At 45.2% G+C, this 14,420-nt stretch carries 28 protein-coding genes and 1 pseudogene; all 29 read right to left on the bottom strand.

All coding sequences use genetic code 11. The annotated features are described in order from the left end of the window. Window positions 1–190: 190 nt before the first annotated feature. On the bottom strand, window positions 191–571 hold the full coding sequence (gene rplQ / locus ACED59_RS22990; RefSeq protein ID WP_004729812.1) for a 50S ribosomal protein L17: 381 nt from the start codon (window positions 569–571) through the stop codon (window positions 191–193). Between the two features lie 24 nt (window positions 572–595). Continuing rightward, on the bottom strand, window positions 596–1,588 hold the full coding sequence (rpoA, locus tag ACED59_RS22985) for a DNA-directed RNA polymerase subunit alpha (RefSeq protein WP_004729813.1): 993 nt from the start codon (window positions 1,586–1,588) through the stop codon (window positions 596–598). Between the two features lie 22 nt (window positions 1,589–1,610). Further along, window positions 1,611–2,231, bottom strand: a complete 621-nt coding sequence (gene rpsD / locus ACED59_RS22980; protein WP_004738777.1) for a 30S ribosomal protein S4 — start codon at window positions 2,229–2,231, stop codon at window positions 1,611–1,613. Between the two features lie 31 nt (window positions 2,232–2,262). Then, complete coding sequence (gene rpsK, locus ACED59_RS22975) at window positions 2,263–2,652, bottom strand: 30S ribosomal protein S11 (protein WP_004738778.1); 390 nt, start codon at window positions 2,650–2,652, stop codon at window positions 2,263–2,265. Between the two features lie 19 nt (window positions 2,653–2,671). Next, window positions 2,672–3,028 (bottom strand): 30S ribosomal protein S13, encoded by a 357-nt coding sequence (rpsM, locus tag ACED59_RS22970; protein WP_004738779.1) that lies wholly within the window; start codon window positions 3,026–3,028, stop codon window positions 2,672–2,674. Window positions 3,029–3,177: 149 nt separating this feature from the next. Continuing rightward, complete coding sequence (gene rpmJ, locus ACED59_RS22965) at window positions 3,178–3,291, bottom strand: 50S ribosomal protein L36 (protein ID WP_000868186.1); 114 nt, start codon at window positions 3,289–3,291, stop codon at window positions 3,178–3,180. Window positions 3,292–3,332: 41 nt separating this feature from the next. Further along, window positions 3,333–4,667, bottom strand: coding sequence for a preprotein translocase subunit SecY (gene secY / locus ACED59_RS22960; RefSeq protein WP_004736759.1), 1,335 nt, complete (start codon window positions 4,665–4,667; stop codon window positions 3,333–3,335). Window positions 4,668–4,687: 20 nt separating this feature from the next. Then, window positions 4,688–5,122, bottom strand: coding sequence for a 50S ribosomal protein L15 (gene rplO, locus ACED59_RS22955; protein WP_004736758.1), 435 nt, complete (start codon window positions 5,120–5,122; stop codon window positions 4,688–4,690). A gap of 5 nt (window positions 5,123–5,127) precedes the next feature. Next, a complete protein-coding gene (gene rpmD, locus ACED59_RS22950) occupies window positions 5,128–5,304 on the bottom strand; it encodes a 50S ribosomal protein L30 (RefSeq protein WP_004736756.1) in 177 nt (58 codons plus the stop codon). A gap of 7 nt (window positions 5,305–5,311) precedes the next feature. Further along, window positions 5,312–5,812, bottom strand: a complete 501-nt coding sequence (gene rpsE, locus ACED59_RS22945) for a 30S ribosomal protein S5 (protein WP_004736754.1) — start codon at window positions 5,810–5,812, stop codon at window positions 5,312–5,314. Between the two features lie 14 nt (window positions 5,813–5,826). Then, window positions 5,827–6,180: a 50S ribosomal protein L18 gene (rplR, locus tag ACED59_RS22940; protein ID WP_009847783.1), complete on the bottom strand. Its 354-nt coding sequence runs from the start codon at window positions 6,178–6,180 to the stop codon at window positions 5,827–5,829. Between the two features lie 9 nt (window positions 6,181–6,189). After that, the gene (rplF, locus tag ACED59_RS22935; protein ID WP_009847784.1) at window positions 6,190–6,723 is read right to left on the bottom strand and encodes a 50S ribosomal protein L6; all 534 of its coding nucleotides are present in this window, start codon (window positions 6,721–6,723) and stop codon (window positions 6,190–6,192) included. A gap of 10 nt (window positions 6,724–6,733) precedes the next feature. Then, window positions 6,734–7,126 carry a 30S ribosomal protein S8 gene (gene rpsH, locus ACED59_RS22930; RefSeq protein ID WP_009847785.1) on the bottom strand — a complete coding sequence of 131 codons (393 nt, stop codon included), beginning with the start codon at window positions 7,124–7,126 and terminating at the stop codon, window positions 6,734–6,736. A gap of 29 nt (window positions 7,127–7,155) precedes the next feature. Next, window positions 7,156–7,461, bottom strand: a complete 306-nt coding sequence (gene rpsN, locus ACED59_RS22925) for a 30S ribosomal protein S14 (protein ID WP_004736747.1) — start codon at window positions 7,459–7,461, stop codon at window positions 7,156–7,158. Window positions 7,462–7,477: 16 nt separating this feature from the next. Then, complete coding sequence (gene rplE, locus ACED59_RS22920) at window positions 7,478–8,017, bottom strand: 50S ribosomal protein L5 (protein ID WP_004736744.1); 540 nt, start codon at window positions 8,015–8,017, stop codon at window positions 7,478–7,480. A gap of 24 nt (window positions 8,018–8,041) precedes the next feature. Further along, the gene (gene rplX / locus ACED59_RS22915; protein ID WP_004736742.1) at window positions 8,042–8,359 is read right to left on the bottom strand and encodes a 50S ribosomal protein L24; all 318 of its coding nucleotides are present in this window, start codon (window positions 8,357–8,359) and stop codon (window positions 8,042–8,044) included. 11 nt (window positions 8,360–8,370) lie between these two features. Continuing rightward, window positions 8,371–8,742, bottom strand: coding sequence for a 50S ribosomal protein L14 (gene rplN, locus ACED59_RS22910; protein ID WP_004736740.1), 372 nt, complete (start codon window positions 8,740–8,742; stop codon window positions 8,371–8,373). Between the two features lie 162 nt (window positions 8,743–8,904). Then, window positions 8,905–9,159 carry a 30S ribosomal protein S17 gene (rpsQ, locus tag ACED59_RS22905; protein ID WP_004736739.1) on the bottom strand — a complete coding sequence of 85 codons (255 nt, stop codon included), beginning with the start codon at window positions 9,157–9,159 and terminating at the stop codon, window positions 8,905–8,907. Then, window positions 9,159–9,350: a 50S ribosomal protein L29 gene (gene rpmC / locus ACED59_RS22900; protein WP_004736737.1), complete on the bottom strand. Its 192-nt coding sequence runs from the start codon at window positions 9,348–9,350 to the stop codon at window positions 9,159–9,161. Before rpmC ends, rpsQ begins: the two co-directional genes overlap by 1 nt. Continuing rightward, a complete protein-coding gene (gene rplP, locus ACED59_RS22895) occupies window positions 9,350–9,760 on the bottom strand; it encodes a 50S ribosomal protein L16 (RefSeq protein WP_004736736.1) in 411 nt (136 codons plus the stop codon). Before rplP ends, rpmC begins: the two co-directional genes overlap by 1 nt. A gap of 11 nt (window positions 9,761–9,771) precedes the next feature. Continuing rightward, window positions 9,772–10,470, bottom strand: coding sequence for a 30S ribosomal protein S3 (rpsC, locus tag ACED59_RS22890; RefSeq protein WP_004736734.1), 699 nt, complete (start codon window positions 10,468–10,470; stop codon window positions 9,772–9,774). Between the two features lie 18 nt (window positions 10,471–10,488). Beyond that, window positions 10,489–10,821, bottom strand: coding sequence for a 50S ribosomal protein L22 (gene rplV / locus ACED59_RS22885; RefSeq protein ID WP_004736732.1), 333 nt, complete (start codon window positions 10,819–10,821; stop codon window positions 10,489–10,491). Between the two features lie 10 nt (window positions 10,822–10,831). Then, on the bottom strand, window positions 10,832–11,110 hold the full coding sequence (rpsS, locus tag ACED59_RS22880; protein WP_004736729.1) for a 30S ribosomal protein S19: 279 nt from the start codon (window positions 11,108–11,110) through the stop codon (window positions 10,832–10,834). Between the two features lie 19 nt (window positions 11,111–11,129). After that, window positions 11,130–11,954 (bottom strand): 50S ribosomal protein L2, encoded by an 825-nt coding sequence (gene rplB, locus ACED59_RS22875; protein WP_012604912.1) that lies wholly within the window; start codon window positions 11,952–11,954, stop codon window positions 11,130–11,132. A 14-nt stretch (window positions 11,955–11,968) separates the two neighbouring features. Next, complete coding sequence (gene rplW, locus ACED59_RS22870; RefSeq protein WP_004736765.1) at window positions 11,969–12,271, bottom strand: 50S ribosomal protein L23; 303 nt, start codon at window positions 12,269–12,271, stop codon at window positions 11,969–11,971. After that, the gene (gene rplD, locus ACED59_RS22865; RefSeq protein WP_004736764.1) at window positions 12,268–12,870 is read right to left on the bottom strand and encodes a 50S ribosomal protein L4; all 603 of its coding nucleotides are present in this window, start codon (window positions 12,868–12,870) and stop codon (window positions 12,268–12,270) included. Before rplD ends, rplW begins: the two co-directional genes overlap by 4 nt. A 16-nt stretch (window positions 12,871–12,886) precedes the next feature. Beyond that, a complete protein-coding gene (gene rplC / locus ACED59_RS22860; RefSeq protein WP_004736763.1) occupies window positions 12,887–13,516 on the bottom strand; it encodes a 50S ribosomal protein L3 in 630 nt (209 codons plus the stop codon). Between the two features lie 14 nt (window positions 13,517–13,530). After that, on the bottom strand, window positions 13,531–13,842 hold the full coding sequence (gene rpsJ, locus ACED59_RS22855) for a 30S ribosomal protein S10 (RefSeq protein WP_004736761.1): 312 nt from the start codon (window positions 13,840–13,842) through the stop codon (window positions 13,531–13,533). A gap of 486 nt (window positions 13,843–14,328) precedes the next feature. After that, a pseudogene (locus ACED59_RS22850) lies at window positions 14,329–14,420 on the bottom strand (elongation factor Tu); the annotation flags it as partial.

Here is a 14,420-nt window from a genome sequence, read left to right as displayed (position 1 = left end):
AGATACGAGATACGAGATACGAGATACGAGATACGAGATACGAGATACGAGATATTATTGAGAAATGGAGCAGAGAAGGTAAAGAAAAGTGCCAAATATCGTGGTGCAATTCTTATGTCGGTCTCCTAATTCTACAGATACAAAAAAGCCGAGCTAATGCTCGGCTTTTGTATTAAGAATCTAGTATAGATTACTCAGCAGCTTCTTCAGCAGCTGGGCGGTCTACAAGCTCAATGTAAGCCATTGGAGCTTTATCACCAGTACGGAAACCACATTTAAGAATGCGAGTGTAACCACCTTGGCGAGCCGCGAAACGCGGGCCTAGTTCATTAAATAGTTTTGCCACAACTTCGTTATCACGAGTGCGAGCAAATGCAAGACGACGGTTAGCAACACTGTCTGTCTTAGCTAGGGTAATCAATGGCTCAATTACGCGACGTAGTTCTTTTGCTTTAGGCACGGTAGTTTTAATAACTTCGTGACGAACAAGAGAGCTAGCCATGTTGCTGAACATCGCTTTGCGATGACTGCTGTTGCGGTTGAGTTGACGACCACTTTTACGATGGCGCATGACCTAATCCTTCTAACTTTTCGATTAATCTTCAGCGATTGACGCTGGTGGCCAGTTTTCTAGGCGCATGCCTAGAGAAAGACCACGTGAAGCAAGCACATCTTTAATCTCTGTAAGAGATTTCTTACCAAGGTTTGGCGTTTTAAGTAGCTCAACCTCAGTGCGCTGTACAAGATCACCGATGTAGTGAATCGCTTCTGCTTTCAAACAGTTAGCAGAGCGAACTGTTAGTTCAAGATCGTCTACAGGACGTAGTAGGATAGGATCGAATTCTGGCTTCTCTTCCTTCTCCTCAGGTACACGTACATCACGAAGATCTACGAACGCATCCAGTTGTTCAGCTAAAATAGTAGCTGCACGACGGATTGCTTCCTCAGGTTCTAGAGTACCGTTCGTTTCCATATCGATAACAAGCTTGTCTAAGTCAGTACGTTGTTCTACACGTGCCGCTTCAACAGCATAGGCGATTTTATCGACCGGGCTGTAAGTAGCGTCAACAAGTAGACGACCGATTGGACGCTCATCTTCTTCAGTATGGATACGAGCTGAAGCTGGAACGTAACCACGACCACGTTCTACTTTGATACGCATAGCGATCTCAGCGTTGTCATCCGTTAGGTGACAAATTACGTGCTCAGGGTTAGCGATCTCTACATCACCATCGTGGGTGATGTCACCTGCAACAACAGGGCCTGAGCCTGATTTGTTCAGTGTAATAAACACTTCATCTTTGCCTTCAGCAACGCGTACAGCTAAACCTTTAAGGTTTAGAAGGATTTCCAGGATATCTTCCTGAACGCCTTCTTTAGTGCTGTATTCGTGTAGCACACCTTCGATTTCAACTTCTGTTACGGCACAACCCGGCATAGAAGATAGAAGAATGCGGCGAAGAGCATTACCTAGAGTATGGCCGAAACCGCGCTCTAATGGCTCAAGAGTTACTTTCGCGTGTGTCGTATTGATCTGTTCAATGTCAACAAGACGCGGCTTAAGAAATTCTGTTACAGAACCCTGCATTGTGTCCTCTCTTTTTTTAACCTTACTTAGAGTAAAGTTCGACGATCAAGTGTTCATTGATGTCAGCTGATAGGTCAGAACGCTCAGGCATACGCTTGAATGTACCTTCCATTTTGCCAGCATCTACTTCAATCCAAGTTGGCTTTTCACGTTGTTCAGCAACTTCTAGAGCCGCTTTAATACGAGATTGCTGTTTAGCTTTCTCGCGGATAGAAACAACGTCGTTTGCCGCTACTTTGAAAGAAGGAACGTTTACAACTTTACCGTTAACTAGAATAGACTTGTGGCTAACTAGTTGACGAGATTCAGCACGAGTAGCGCCAAAGCCCATACGGTAAACTACGTTATCAAGACGACCTTCAAGAAGCTGAAGCAGGTTTGCACCTGTGTTGCCTTTAAGACGTGCAGCTTCTTTGTAGTAGTTGCGGAATTGTTTTTCTAGAACGCCGTAAATACGACGAACTTTTTGCTTCTCACGAAGCTGAACGCCATACTCAGATAGACGACCGCGACGAGCGCCGTGTACACCTGGTGCGTTATCAATTTTACACTTGGTATCGATCGCACGGACACCAGACTTAAGGAATAAGTCAGTACCTTCGCGACGGCTAAGCTTCAGCTTAGGACCCAAATATCTTGCCATGATCTTTCTCCAATATTCCTAGAAACGAAACTTAAACGCGACGTTTCTTAGGTGGACGACAACCGTTATGAGGGATTGGTGTCGCATCAACAATGTTAGTGATACGGAAACCAGCAGCGTTCAGTGCACGAACAGTAGATTCGCGACCTGGACCTGGACCCTTAACCATAACTTCCAAGTTCTTTAGGCCATATTCTTTAGCCATTTCACCACAACGCTCAGCTGCAACTTGTGCTGCGAACGGAGTAGATTTACGAGAACCACGGAAACCTGAACCACCTGCTGTAGCCCATGCAAGAGCGTTGCCTTGACGGTCAGTGATAGTTACGATTGTGTTGTTGAAAGAAGCATGAATGTGCGCTACGCCATCAGCTACTTGCTTGCGTACGCGCTTACGCGCGCGAGTTGGTTGTTTTGCCATTGTACTCTACCTTATCCGACTATTTCTTGATCGGCTTGCGCGGACCCTTACGGGTGCGAGCGTTGGTTTTAGTACGCTGTCCACGTAGTGGTAGACTGCGACGATGACGAAGACCGCGGTAACAGCCAAGGTCCATAAGACGCTTGATGTTCATCGATACTTCACGACGTAGATCACCTTCTACAGTGTATTTAGCTACACCATCACGCAGTTGATCGATCTGCTCTTCAGTTAGTTCACTGATCTTAGCATCTTCAGCAATACCCACTTCAGCTAGAATAGCTTGAGAGCGAGTTTTGCCAATACCGTAGATTGCAGTAAGTGCAATTACAGAATGCTTATGATCAGGAATGTTAATGCCGGCTATACGGGCCATTATTCACTCCTAAGGGGGTTCATAAAAGAATTATCCGCAGCAAAGCCCGTTATGGATACGCTGCGGCATACTACTTCTTTTGCACGCAAAAGGTAGGCCGAGGAATATACTCGACTCTACCTAGTATTTCAAGTAAAAATTTCTGCTGATTAGCCTTGGCGTTGCTTATGCTTTGGCTCACTGCAAATCACGCGAACGACACCGTTACGCTTGATAACTTTACAGTTACGGCAGATTTTTTTAACGGAAGCACGAACTTTCATTGCTAAACTCCGTAAATGGAATCGAAATAATTACTACCGAATTAACGGCCGTAACCTTTCAGATTCGCTTTCTTTAACACAGAATCATACTGTTGTGACATCAGATGAGTCTGTACCTGTGCCATGAAATCCATGATAACTACCACTACGATTAGTAGTGATGTGCCGCCGAAGTAGAAACGAACGTTCCACGCGACCATCATGAATTCAGGAATCAGACATATAAAAGTAATGTATAGAGCGCCCGCAAGGGTTAGCCTAGTCATCACTTTATCGATATATTTCGCTGTCTGCTCACCTGGGCGGATACCGGGTACGAATGCACCAGACTTCTTCAAATTATCAGCTGTTTCACGCGGGTTAAACACCAACGCTGTATAGAAGAAACAGAAGAAGATTATAGCTGCTGCATAAAGCATTACATACAAAGGTTGACCTGGGCTAAGAGCTAATGACACGTCAGTTAACCAACCGAACGCGCTGCTTTCACCATTTTGACCAAACCATTGTGCTAATGTTCCTGGGAACAAAATAATACTTGATGCAAAAATCGCTGGAATAACACCTGCCATATTAATCTTAAGAGGCAAGTGAGAGCTTTGAGCTGCAAAAACTTTACGACCTTGTTGACGCTTCGCATAGTTAACGACGATACGACGTTGACCACGTTCCATGAAAACTACGAAGTAAATTACAGCAAAAGACAATACCGCGATAAACAACAGAAGAAGCACATGCAATTCACCTTGACGCGCTTGCTCGATTGTTTGACCGATTGCAGAAGGCAATCCAGCAACAATACCTGCAAAAATCAGAATGGAAATACCATTACCGATTCCTCGCTCAGTGATTTGTTCACCTAACCACATCAAAAACATGGTACCAGTTACTAAACTCACGGTAGCAATAAGCGTAAACATGGTTTGGTTGATAACAACCAGATTGTCGACCATGTTTGGTAAGCCTGTTGCGATACCAATAGCTTGGAATGTTGCAAGTACAAGCGTGCCGTAGCGTGTATATTGGCTTATCTTACGACGGCCTGCTTCACCCTCTTTTTTGAGTTCCGCTAACGCTGGATGAACTACAGTTAGCAATTGGACTACGATCGATGCCGAAATGTACGGCATGATACCCAATGCTAATATAGATGCACGCTCAAGAGCACCACCGGAGAACATGTTAAACATTTCTACGATGGTACCTTTTTGCTGATCGAACAAATCGGCAAGTACAGCTGCGTCAATACCAGGGATCGGCACAAAAGAGCCGGCTCGGAATACTAAAAGTGCACCAATTACGAATAATAAGCGCGACTTTAGTTCACTTAAGCCGCTCTGAGCACTACGAAAATCTTTTCCTGGTTTCTTAGCCATCTGTACCTCGTTCCTCGAGATTATTCCTCGATTTTACCGCCTGCAGCTTCGATTGCAGCTTTAGCGCCTTTAGTCACGCGTAGACCTTTAACAGTCACAGCTTTGCTTAGGTCACCAGAAAGAACGATCTTAACAAACTCGATGTTCTTAGTGATAACGTTAGCAGCTTTAAGGCTGTTAAGATCAACTACGTCACCTGTTACTTTCGCTAGCTCAGCTAGACGAACTTCAGCAGACACTAGGCTCTTACGAGAAGTGAAACCGAATTTAGGTAGACGTTGTTTTAGAGGCATTTGACCGCCTTCAAAACCTGGACGAACAGAGCCGCCAGAACGTGACTTTTGACCTTTGTGACCGCGGCCACCTGTTTTACCAAGGCCAGAACCGATACCACGACCTACACGCTTCTTAGAAGGTTTAGAGCCAGCAGCCGGTGATAGAGTATTCAAACGCATTCTGATTACTCCTCAATCTTAACCATGTAGTAAACCTTGTTGATCATACCGCGTACGCACGGAGTATCTTCAAGTTCTACTGTATGGTTGATGCGACGAAGACCTAGACCTTTAAGACACGCTTTGTGCTTAGGTAGGCGACCAATTGAGCTTTTAGTTTGAGTTACTTTAATAGTTGCCATCGTGTGCTTACTCCGAAATAGATTCAACAGTTAGACCACGTTTAGCAGCAACCATTTCTGGTGACTTAACGTCTACTAGAGCACCAATCGTTGCGCGAACAACGTTGATTGGGTTCGTTGAACCGTATGCTTTAGAAAGAACGTTATGTACGCCTGCAACTTCAAGTACGGCACGCATTGCACCACCGGCAATAACACCTGTACCTTCAGCAGCTGGCTGCATGTAAACTTTAGAGCCCGAATGACGACCTTTCACCGGGTGGTGAAGAGTGCCTTCGTTAAGCGCAACAGTAACCATGTTACGACGCGCTTTTTCCATTGCTTTTTGAATCGCTGCAGGTACTTCACGAGCTTTGCCGTAACCGAAACCTACGCGACCATTACCGTCACCAACTACTGTTAGTGCAGTGAAGCTCATGATTCGACCACCTTTAACCGTCTTAGATACACGGTTAACAGCGATCAGCTTTTCTTGCAAATCATTAGCTTGTTGTTGTTCTTTAGCCATCTTCCAACCCTACCTTAGAATTTCAGACCAGCTTCGCGAGCAGATTCTGCTAGCGCCGCTACTCGACCGTGGTATTGGAAACCAGAACGGTCAAATGCAACTGAAGCTACGCCTTTTTCAAGAGCGCGCTCAGCAACAGCTTTACCAACTGCTTTAGCTGCATCGACGTTACCAGTGTTCTTAACTTGCTCACGGATCGCTTTTTCTACAGTAGAAGCAGCTGCGATAACCTCAGAGCCGTTTGCCGAGATAACTTGAGCGTAAACATGGCGAGGAGTACGATGTACTACCAGGCGAGTTGCACCAAGTTCTGCAATCTTACGACGTGCACGTGTAGCACGACGGATGCGAGATGCTTTCTTATCCATAGTGATACCTTACTTCTTCTTAGCTTCTTTAGTACGCACATTTTCATCTGCGTAACGAACACCTTTGCCTTTGTAAGGCTCAGGAGCACGGTAAGAACGAATGTCAGCCGCAACTTGACCTACTACTTGCTTATCGCAACCAGTAATAACGATCTCAGTTTGGCTAGGGCACTCAGCTTTAATACCTTCAGGTAGAGCGTGCTCTACTGGGTGAGAAAAACCAAGAGTTAGACCTACAGCGTTGCCTTTCATAGCAGCACGGTAACCAACACCCTTAAGAGTTAGCTTCTTAGTGAAGCCCTCAGTAACACCCACAACCATGTTATTAACTAGAGCGCGAGCTGTACCAGCTTGTGCCCATGCGTTAGTAACACCTTCTTTCGGACCGAAAGTTAGGTTGTTTTCTTCCTGTGCAATAACTACGGCGCTGTTAAGAACGCGAGTAAGCTCACCTTTGCTACCTTTTACAGTAACTTCTTGGCCGTTTAGTTTCACCTCTACGCCAGCTGGAATAGCGACAGGTGCTTTAGCAACACGAGACATAATCTACTCCTTAAGCTACGTAACAGATGATTTCACCGCCAAGACCTGCTTTACGAGCAGCACGGTCAGACATCAGACCCTTGGAAGTAGAAACAACTGCAATACCAAGACCACCCATCACTGTAGGTAAAGAGTCTTTATTTTTATAAACTCTTAGACCAGGACGTGATACGCGCTTGATTTGCTCGATTACAGGTTTAGCTTGGAAGTACTTAAGAGTAACTTCTAGCTCAGGTTTTGCTTCGCTGTCAACAGCGAAGTCTACGATGTAACCTTCAGCTTTAAGTAATGCAGCAATTGCAACTTTAAGCTTTGAAGAAGGCATTTTTACAGCAACTTTATTTGCTGCCTGACCGTTACGAACGCGGGTCAGCATATCCGAAATCGGATCTTGCATGCTCATAAGATTTACTCCAAATGATTAAGTGGCAATTACCAGCTAGCCTTACGAAGACCCGGAATCTCGCCTTTCATGCAAGCTTCGCGAACCTTAATACGGCTTAGACCGAATTTACGTAGGTAACCGTGTGGACGACCAGTTTGGTTGCAACGGTTGCGCTGACGTGATGCACTTGAATCACGTGGAAGAGATTGCAGTTTAAGAACCGCATTCCAACGATCTTCTTCAGATGCGTTTACATCGCTAATGATAACTTTTAGCGCAGAACGCTTTTCAGCGAACTTAACTACTAGTTTTGCACGTTTAGCTTCACGTGCTTTCATTGATTGTTTAGCCATAACAGTAACCCTACCCTTACTTACGGAATGGGAAGTTAAAGGCAGCCAGCAGAGCTCGGCCTTCCTCATCGGATCCCGCAGATGTCGTGATAGTAATATCAAGACCGCGGACACGATCGACTTTATCGTAGTCGATTTCCGGAAAGATGATTTGCTCGCGAACGCCCATGCTGTAGTTACCGCGTCCGTCAAAAGACTTAGCGCTAACACCACGGAAATCACGTACACGTGGAAGTGCGATAGAGATTAAACGCTCTAAAAATTCCCACATGCGCTCACCACGCAAGGTTACTTTACAACCAATTGGGTAGCCTTCACGAATTTTGAAACCAGCTACAGATTTACGCGCTTTCGTGATAAGAGGCTTTTGACCAGAGATCGTTGCCATATCAGACGCTGCGTTTTCTAGCAGTTTCTTATCGTTGATTGCTTCACCAACGCCCATGTTTAGGGTGATTTTCTCAATCCTAGGGACTTGCATGACGCTTGTGTAGCTGAACTCTTTGGTAAGCTCAGCGACTACAGACGACTTGTAGTAATCATGCAGTTTCGCCATAGTAGAACTCCAAATTACTTCTAATTAGTTAGAAACAGTTTCGCCGTTAGATTTGAAGAAACGAACTTTCTTGCCATCTTCGATACGGAAACCGATACGGTCTGCTTTACCAGTAGCCGCGTTAAAGACTGCAACGTTAGAAGCATCAATAGCTGCTTCTTGTTCAACGATGCCACCTTGTTGACCTAGAGCCGGAACCGGCTTTTGGTGTTTTTTAACAAGATTGATGCCTTCAACAACAACTTTACCAGTTGTCAGAACCTTAGTTACTTTACCTTTCTTGCCTTTATCTTTACCAGCAAGAATGATTACTTCGTCATTACGACGGATTTTAGCTGCCATGTTGCCGCTCCTTACAGAACTTCAGGTGCAAGTGATACAATCTTCATGAATTTCGCGTTACGAAGTTCACGAGTCACAGGACCAAAGATACGTGTGCCGACTGGTTGCTCAGTAGTGTCATTTAACAATACACAAGCATTACTGTCGAAGCGAATGACAGAACCGTCTGGGCGACGAACGCCTTTACGGGTGCGCACTACTACCGCCTTCAGAACATCACCTTTCTTTACTTTACCGCGAGGAATCGCTTCCTTCACTGTAACCTTGATGACGTCACCGATATGTGCATAACGGCGGTGAGAGCCACCCAGAACCTTAATACACATTACCTTGCGCGCGCCAGAGTTATCTGCTGCGTCAAGTGTACTTTGCATCTGGATCATTGTTAGTGCTCCGCTAAATATTAAAACTAGACCCTCTCGGGTCGGGCTGCCTCTTTAAAAGGGACGCGAATTGTACCACCCTTTTTTTAAATTGGGTAGACAAAAAACAAGCGGCTCCAAAAAATTATTTGGAGCCGCTTATAAGTTATAGAATTACAAAGATTAAATCTTCGCTTTTTCTAGAACTTTAACCAATGTCCAAGACTTAGTCTTAGACAGAGGACGACACTCAGCGATTTCAACTTTGTCGCCTAGGCCACAAGTGTTGTCTTCGTCGTGTGCGTGTACTTTAGTCGTGCGTTTGATGAACTTACCGTAAATTGGGTGTTTTACAGTACGCTCAATAGCAACAACGATAGACTTGTCCATCTTGTCACTTACTACACGGCCTTGCTGGATGCGGTTAGTTTCGCTCATTATGCGCCTGCCTTTTCAGTCAAAACAGTTTTCACACGTGCGATGTCACGGCGTACAGCTTTTAGAGTATGAGTTTGCTGTAGTTGACCAGTTGCAGCTTGCATGCGCAAGTTGAACTGTTCACGTAGCAAATTCAATAGCTCAGCGTTAAGCTCTTCAACGTTCTTTTCGCGTAGATCTTGTGCTTTCATCACATCACCTGCTTAGTTACAAAAGTAGTTTTAACAGGCAGTTTACGTGCCGCTAGGCGGAACGCTTCACGTGCCAACTCTTCAGGTACGCCATTCATCTCGTACATAACTTTGCCTGGTTGGATTTGAGCAACCCAGTACGCAACTGAACCTTTACCTTTACCTTGACGAACTTCAAGAGGCTTTTCAGTAATAGGTTTGTCTGGGAACACACGGATCCAGATTTGACCTTGACGCTTAATGTGACGTGTCATAGCACGACGTGCCGCTTCGATTTGACGTGCAGTCAGGCGACCACGGCCAACAGCTTTAAGACCGAATTCGCCGAAGCTTACTTCAGTACCTTTAGCTAGACCACGGTTACGACCAGTCATAACCTTGCGGAACTTAGTACGTTTTGGTTGTAGCATCGTTCGACTCCTTACTTACGGCCTTTACGCTGCTTCTTAGGCTTATCGCCTTTTGGCTCTACTGCGTTAGCAGCTGGCATACCGCCTAGAATCTCACCTTTGAAGATCCAAACTTTAATGCCGATCACACCGTATTGAGTGTGAGCCGAAGAAGTTGCGTAATCAATGTCTGCACGTAGAGTGTGTAGAGGCACACGGCCTTCACGGTACCACTCTGAACGTGCGATTTCAGCACCGCCAAGACGGCCGCCTACTTGTACTTTGATGCCTTTAGCGCCTAGACGCATAGCATTTTGTACCGCACGCTTCATTGCACGACGGAACATAACACGACGCTCTAGTTGAGACGCGATGCTATCAGCTACAAGCTGACCATCTAGCTCAGGCTTACGTACTTCAGCGATGTTAATTTGCGCTGGTACACCTGCGATTTTAGCTACAGCTGCGCGTAGCTTCTCTACGTCTTCACCTTTCTTACCGATAACAACGCCAGGACGAGCTGTGTGAATAGTCACACGGATGCTCTTAGCTGGACGCTCGATAACGATACGAGATAATGATGCTTTTTGTAGTTCCTTGGTAAGGAACTGACGTACCTTGAAGTCGCCGTCTAGGTTGTCAGCGAATTCGTTGGTATTAGCAAACCATGTAGCATTCCAAGGCTTGACGATGCCAAGACGAATACCATTAGGATGTACTTTCTGACCCATTGCTTACTCTCCTAGTCTTTAGCGATCTGCTACAACAATAGTGATGTGGCTTGAACGCTTCAAGATACGATCCGCACGACCTTTAGCACGAGGCATAATACGCTTCATGATAGGGCCCTCATCTACGAAGATTTTAGCGACATTTAGATCGTCGATATCTGCACCTTCGTTATGTTCCGCGTTAGCGATAGCTGACTCAAGAACTTTCTTAACTAAAACAGCAGCTTTTTTGTTGCTGAAAGTTAGAATTTCTAGAGCCTGGTCTACCGACTTACCGCGAATTTGGTCTGCAACTAAGCGAGCTTTCTGTGGAGAAATACGAGCAAAGTTATGTTTAGCTAAAGCTTCCATCATCTACTCCTTATTTCTTCTTAGCTTTCTTATCTGCAGCATGACCGCGATAAGTACGAGTTGGTGCAAATTCGCCTAGTTTGTGACCGATCATTTCTTCGGTAACGAAAACTGGGACGTGCTGACGACCATTATGGACAGCGATGGTCAAACCAATCATTGTTGGGATGATCATTGAGCGACGGGACCAAGTCTTAATAGGCTTTTTGTCTCCGCTTTCCACCGCTTTCTCTACCTTCTTCAGCAAGTGTAGGTCAATAAAAGGACCTTTCTTGAGAGAACGTGGCATGGCGATTCCTCTTTATAAATTATTTAGTGCGACGACGTACGATGTACTTGTCAGTGCGCTTATTCTTACGAGTCTTGAAGCCCTTAGTAGGAACGCCCCAAGGAGATACTGGGTGACGACCACCAGATGTGCGGCCTTCACCACCACCATGTGGGTGATCCACCGGGTTCATTACTACACCACGTACGGTTGGACGTACGCCGCGCCAGCGTGAAGCACCAGCTTTACCAAGTTCACGTAGCATATGCTCAGAGTTACCAACTTCACCGATCGTTGCACGACCTTCAGAAAGAACTTTGCGCATTTCACCAGAACGTAGACGGATAGTTACGTATGCACCATCGCGAGCGATGATTTGAGCATAAGCACCAGCCGAACGAGCTAGTTGTGCACCTTTACCAGGCTTAAGTTCAACACAGTGTACAGTAGAACCTACTGGGATGTTGCGCATCGGCAGAGTGTTACCTGCTTTGATTGCAGCATCTACGCCAGATTGAATCTGGTCGCCTGCGTTAACACCTTTAGGTGCAATGATGTAACGACGCTCACCGTCTGCGTACAGAACTAGAGCGATGTTAGCACTACGGTTTGGATCGTATTCTAGACGCTCAACTTTCGCTGGGATGCCATCTTTAGTACGTTTGAAGTCAACTAGACGGTAATGGTGTTTATGACCACCACCGATGTGACGTACTGTAATACGACCGTTGTTGTTACGACCACCGTTCTTAGAGTTTTTCTCTAGAAGTGGTGCGTATGGCTTACCCTTGTGCAGGTCAGCGTTAACAACTTTAACGACGTGACGACGACCAGGGGAAGTCGGCTTACATTTAACAATAGCCATTTTTACTACTCCTGTTATTCCGCGCCGCCAACGAAGTCAAGATCTTGACCTTCTTTCAAAGTAACGTAGGCTTTCTTAACGTCTGAACGACGGCCTTCACGCATACCTTGACGTTTGGTCTTACCCTTTAATACAAGAGTATTTACAGACTTAACTTCAACTTCAAATAGCTTTTCTACAGCTGCTTTGATCTCTTTCTTAGTTGCATCTTTAGCTACTTTGAAAACGATAGTGTTCGCTTTCTCAGCTGCCATAGTTGCTTTTTCAGAGATGTGCGGAGCACGTAGAACTTTTAAGATACGCTCTTCAGTGATCATGCTAGCATCTCCTCAACTTGCTTAACTGCATCAGCAGTCATCAGAACCTTGTCGAAAGCGATTAGTGATACTGGATCAACACCAGCAACATCACGTGCATCTACTTTGTATAGGTTACGAGCAGCTAAGAATAGATTTTCATCTACTTCGCCAGTCACAATCAGAACGTCATTTAGCTCAAGCTCTTTAAGCTTAGCTACAAGTTCTTTTGTTTTTGGTGCTTCTACAGAGAAGTTATCAACAACGATTAGACGCTCTTGACGAATCAACTCAGAAAGAATGCTTTTCATAGCACCGCGGTACATTTTCTTGTTAACTTTTTGGCTGTGATCTTGTGGTTTCGCAGCAAAAGTAACACCACCTGTACGCCAGATTGGGCTACGAATTGTACCAGCACGTGCACGGCCAGTACCTTTTTGGCGCCATGGCTTAGCACCGCCGCCTGATACTTCAGAACGAGTCTTTTGAGCACGAGTACCTTGACGAGCACCTGCTGCATACGCAACAACTACTTGGTGTACTAGAGCTTCGTTAAAGTCACGTCCGAAAGTAGTCTCGGAAACAGTTAGTGCATCAGCACCTTTAACCATCAATTCCATTACTTACTCCTAGACGTTATGCTTTAACAGCAGGTTTTACGATCACGTTACCGCCTGTTGAGCCTGGTACTGCACCTTTAATAAGGAGTAGATTGCGCTCAGCGTCAACACGTACGATCTCTAGGTTTTGAGTCGTTACACGCTCAGCACCCATGTGACCTGCCATTTTCTTGCCTTTAAACACGCGGCCTGGAGTTTGACATTGGCCAATTGAACCCGGTGCGCGGTGAGACAAAGAGTTACCGTGAGTCATATCTTGAGTAGAGAAGTTCCAACGCTTGATAGCGCCTTGGAAGCCTTTACCTTTAGATGTACCAGTAACGTCTACTTTTTTAATTTCGTTGAAAAGTTCTACGTTTAGCTCAGCGCCAACTTCAAACTCTTCGCCGTTTTCTAAACGGAATTCCCAAAGACCGCGACCTGCTTCAACACCCGCTTTCGCGAAGTGACCAGCTTCAGGTTTAGTTACACGGTTAGCTTTCTTAGCACCAGTAGTTACTTGGATTGCTGCGTAGCCGTCTGTCTCAAGAGTTTTAACTTGAGAAATACGGTTCGCTTCAACCTCAACAACAGTTACTGGGATAGAAACGCCTTCTTCAGTAAATACGCGGGTCATACCCACTTTACGTCCGACTAGACCAATCATTATTCTTATCTCCCTTAACCTAGGCTGATTTGAACATCAACGCCAGCTGCAAGATCAAGACGCATTAGAGCATCAACAGTTTTATCTGTTGGCTCAACGATGTCGATCAAACGCTTGTGAGTACGAATTTCGTACTGATCACGTGCATCTTTGTTGACGTGTGGAGAGGTAAGAACAGTGAAACGCTCTTTACGAGTAGGAAGTGGAATAGGACCACGAACCTGTGCGCCAGTACGTTTTGCTGTTTCAACGATTTCCGCAGTTGAAGCATCGATTAGCTTGTAATCAAACGCTTTAAGGCGGATACGAATACGTTGGTTCTGCATGAGACAGAGCTCCAATTATTAAAAATTACACAAACAATATCGCCACTCAAGCTCGAAAGAACGAGAGAATGCCGATTGATTTATGTGAAACCGTAGCATCCAAGATTAGGACGCATTGTCAGTTAACTTTTGAAGTAAACACAAGGTTTACTATTTTTATTAACCGCGAACATAAGCTGAGTATACATTACTAGGTAAGACCTACTCCTCAGTGCTCATTGGTTCACAAACCGGCGTTAGCCAGTGCGATGCATTATACAGATCACATTTTAGTATGCAAGTGGTGTTGGAAAAATAATCGGAATATATTTGTGCAGAGCATTCGAAGAAAAGTTGTGTGACAAAAGCAGAACGACAAGGAACGGGGATGATACTAAGGGAAAGCAAAAAGAAGTGGTGGGAACGTGGAAAAATAAAAGGGAAGCCGAAGCTTCCCTTTTCTTATGCAGTTCTTCTAATGAAGAGTGTGCAAAAATCTAAATGCTATTAAGCGAAGATTTTAGCTACAACACCAGCACCAACAGTACGGCCACCTTCGCGGATTGCGAAACGTAGACCTTCGTCCATTGCGATTGGAG

The sequence above is a fragment of the Vibrio sp. FF266 genome (genome assembly GCF_041439695.1).
In the GTDB taxonomy this organism is placed as follows: Bacteria; Pseudomonadota; Gammaproteobacteria; order Enterobacterales; family Vibrionaceae; genus Vibrio; species Vibrio tasmaniensis_A.
Note: the sequence above shows the minus strand (reverse complement) of the source record. Positions and strands in the feature narration are given on the sequence as shown.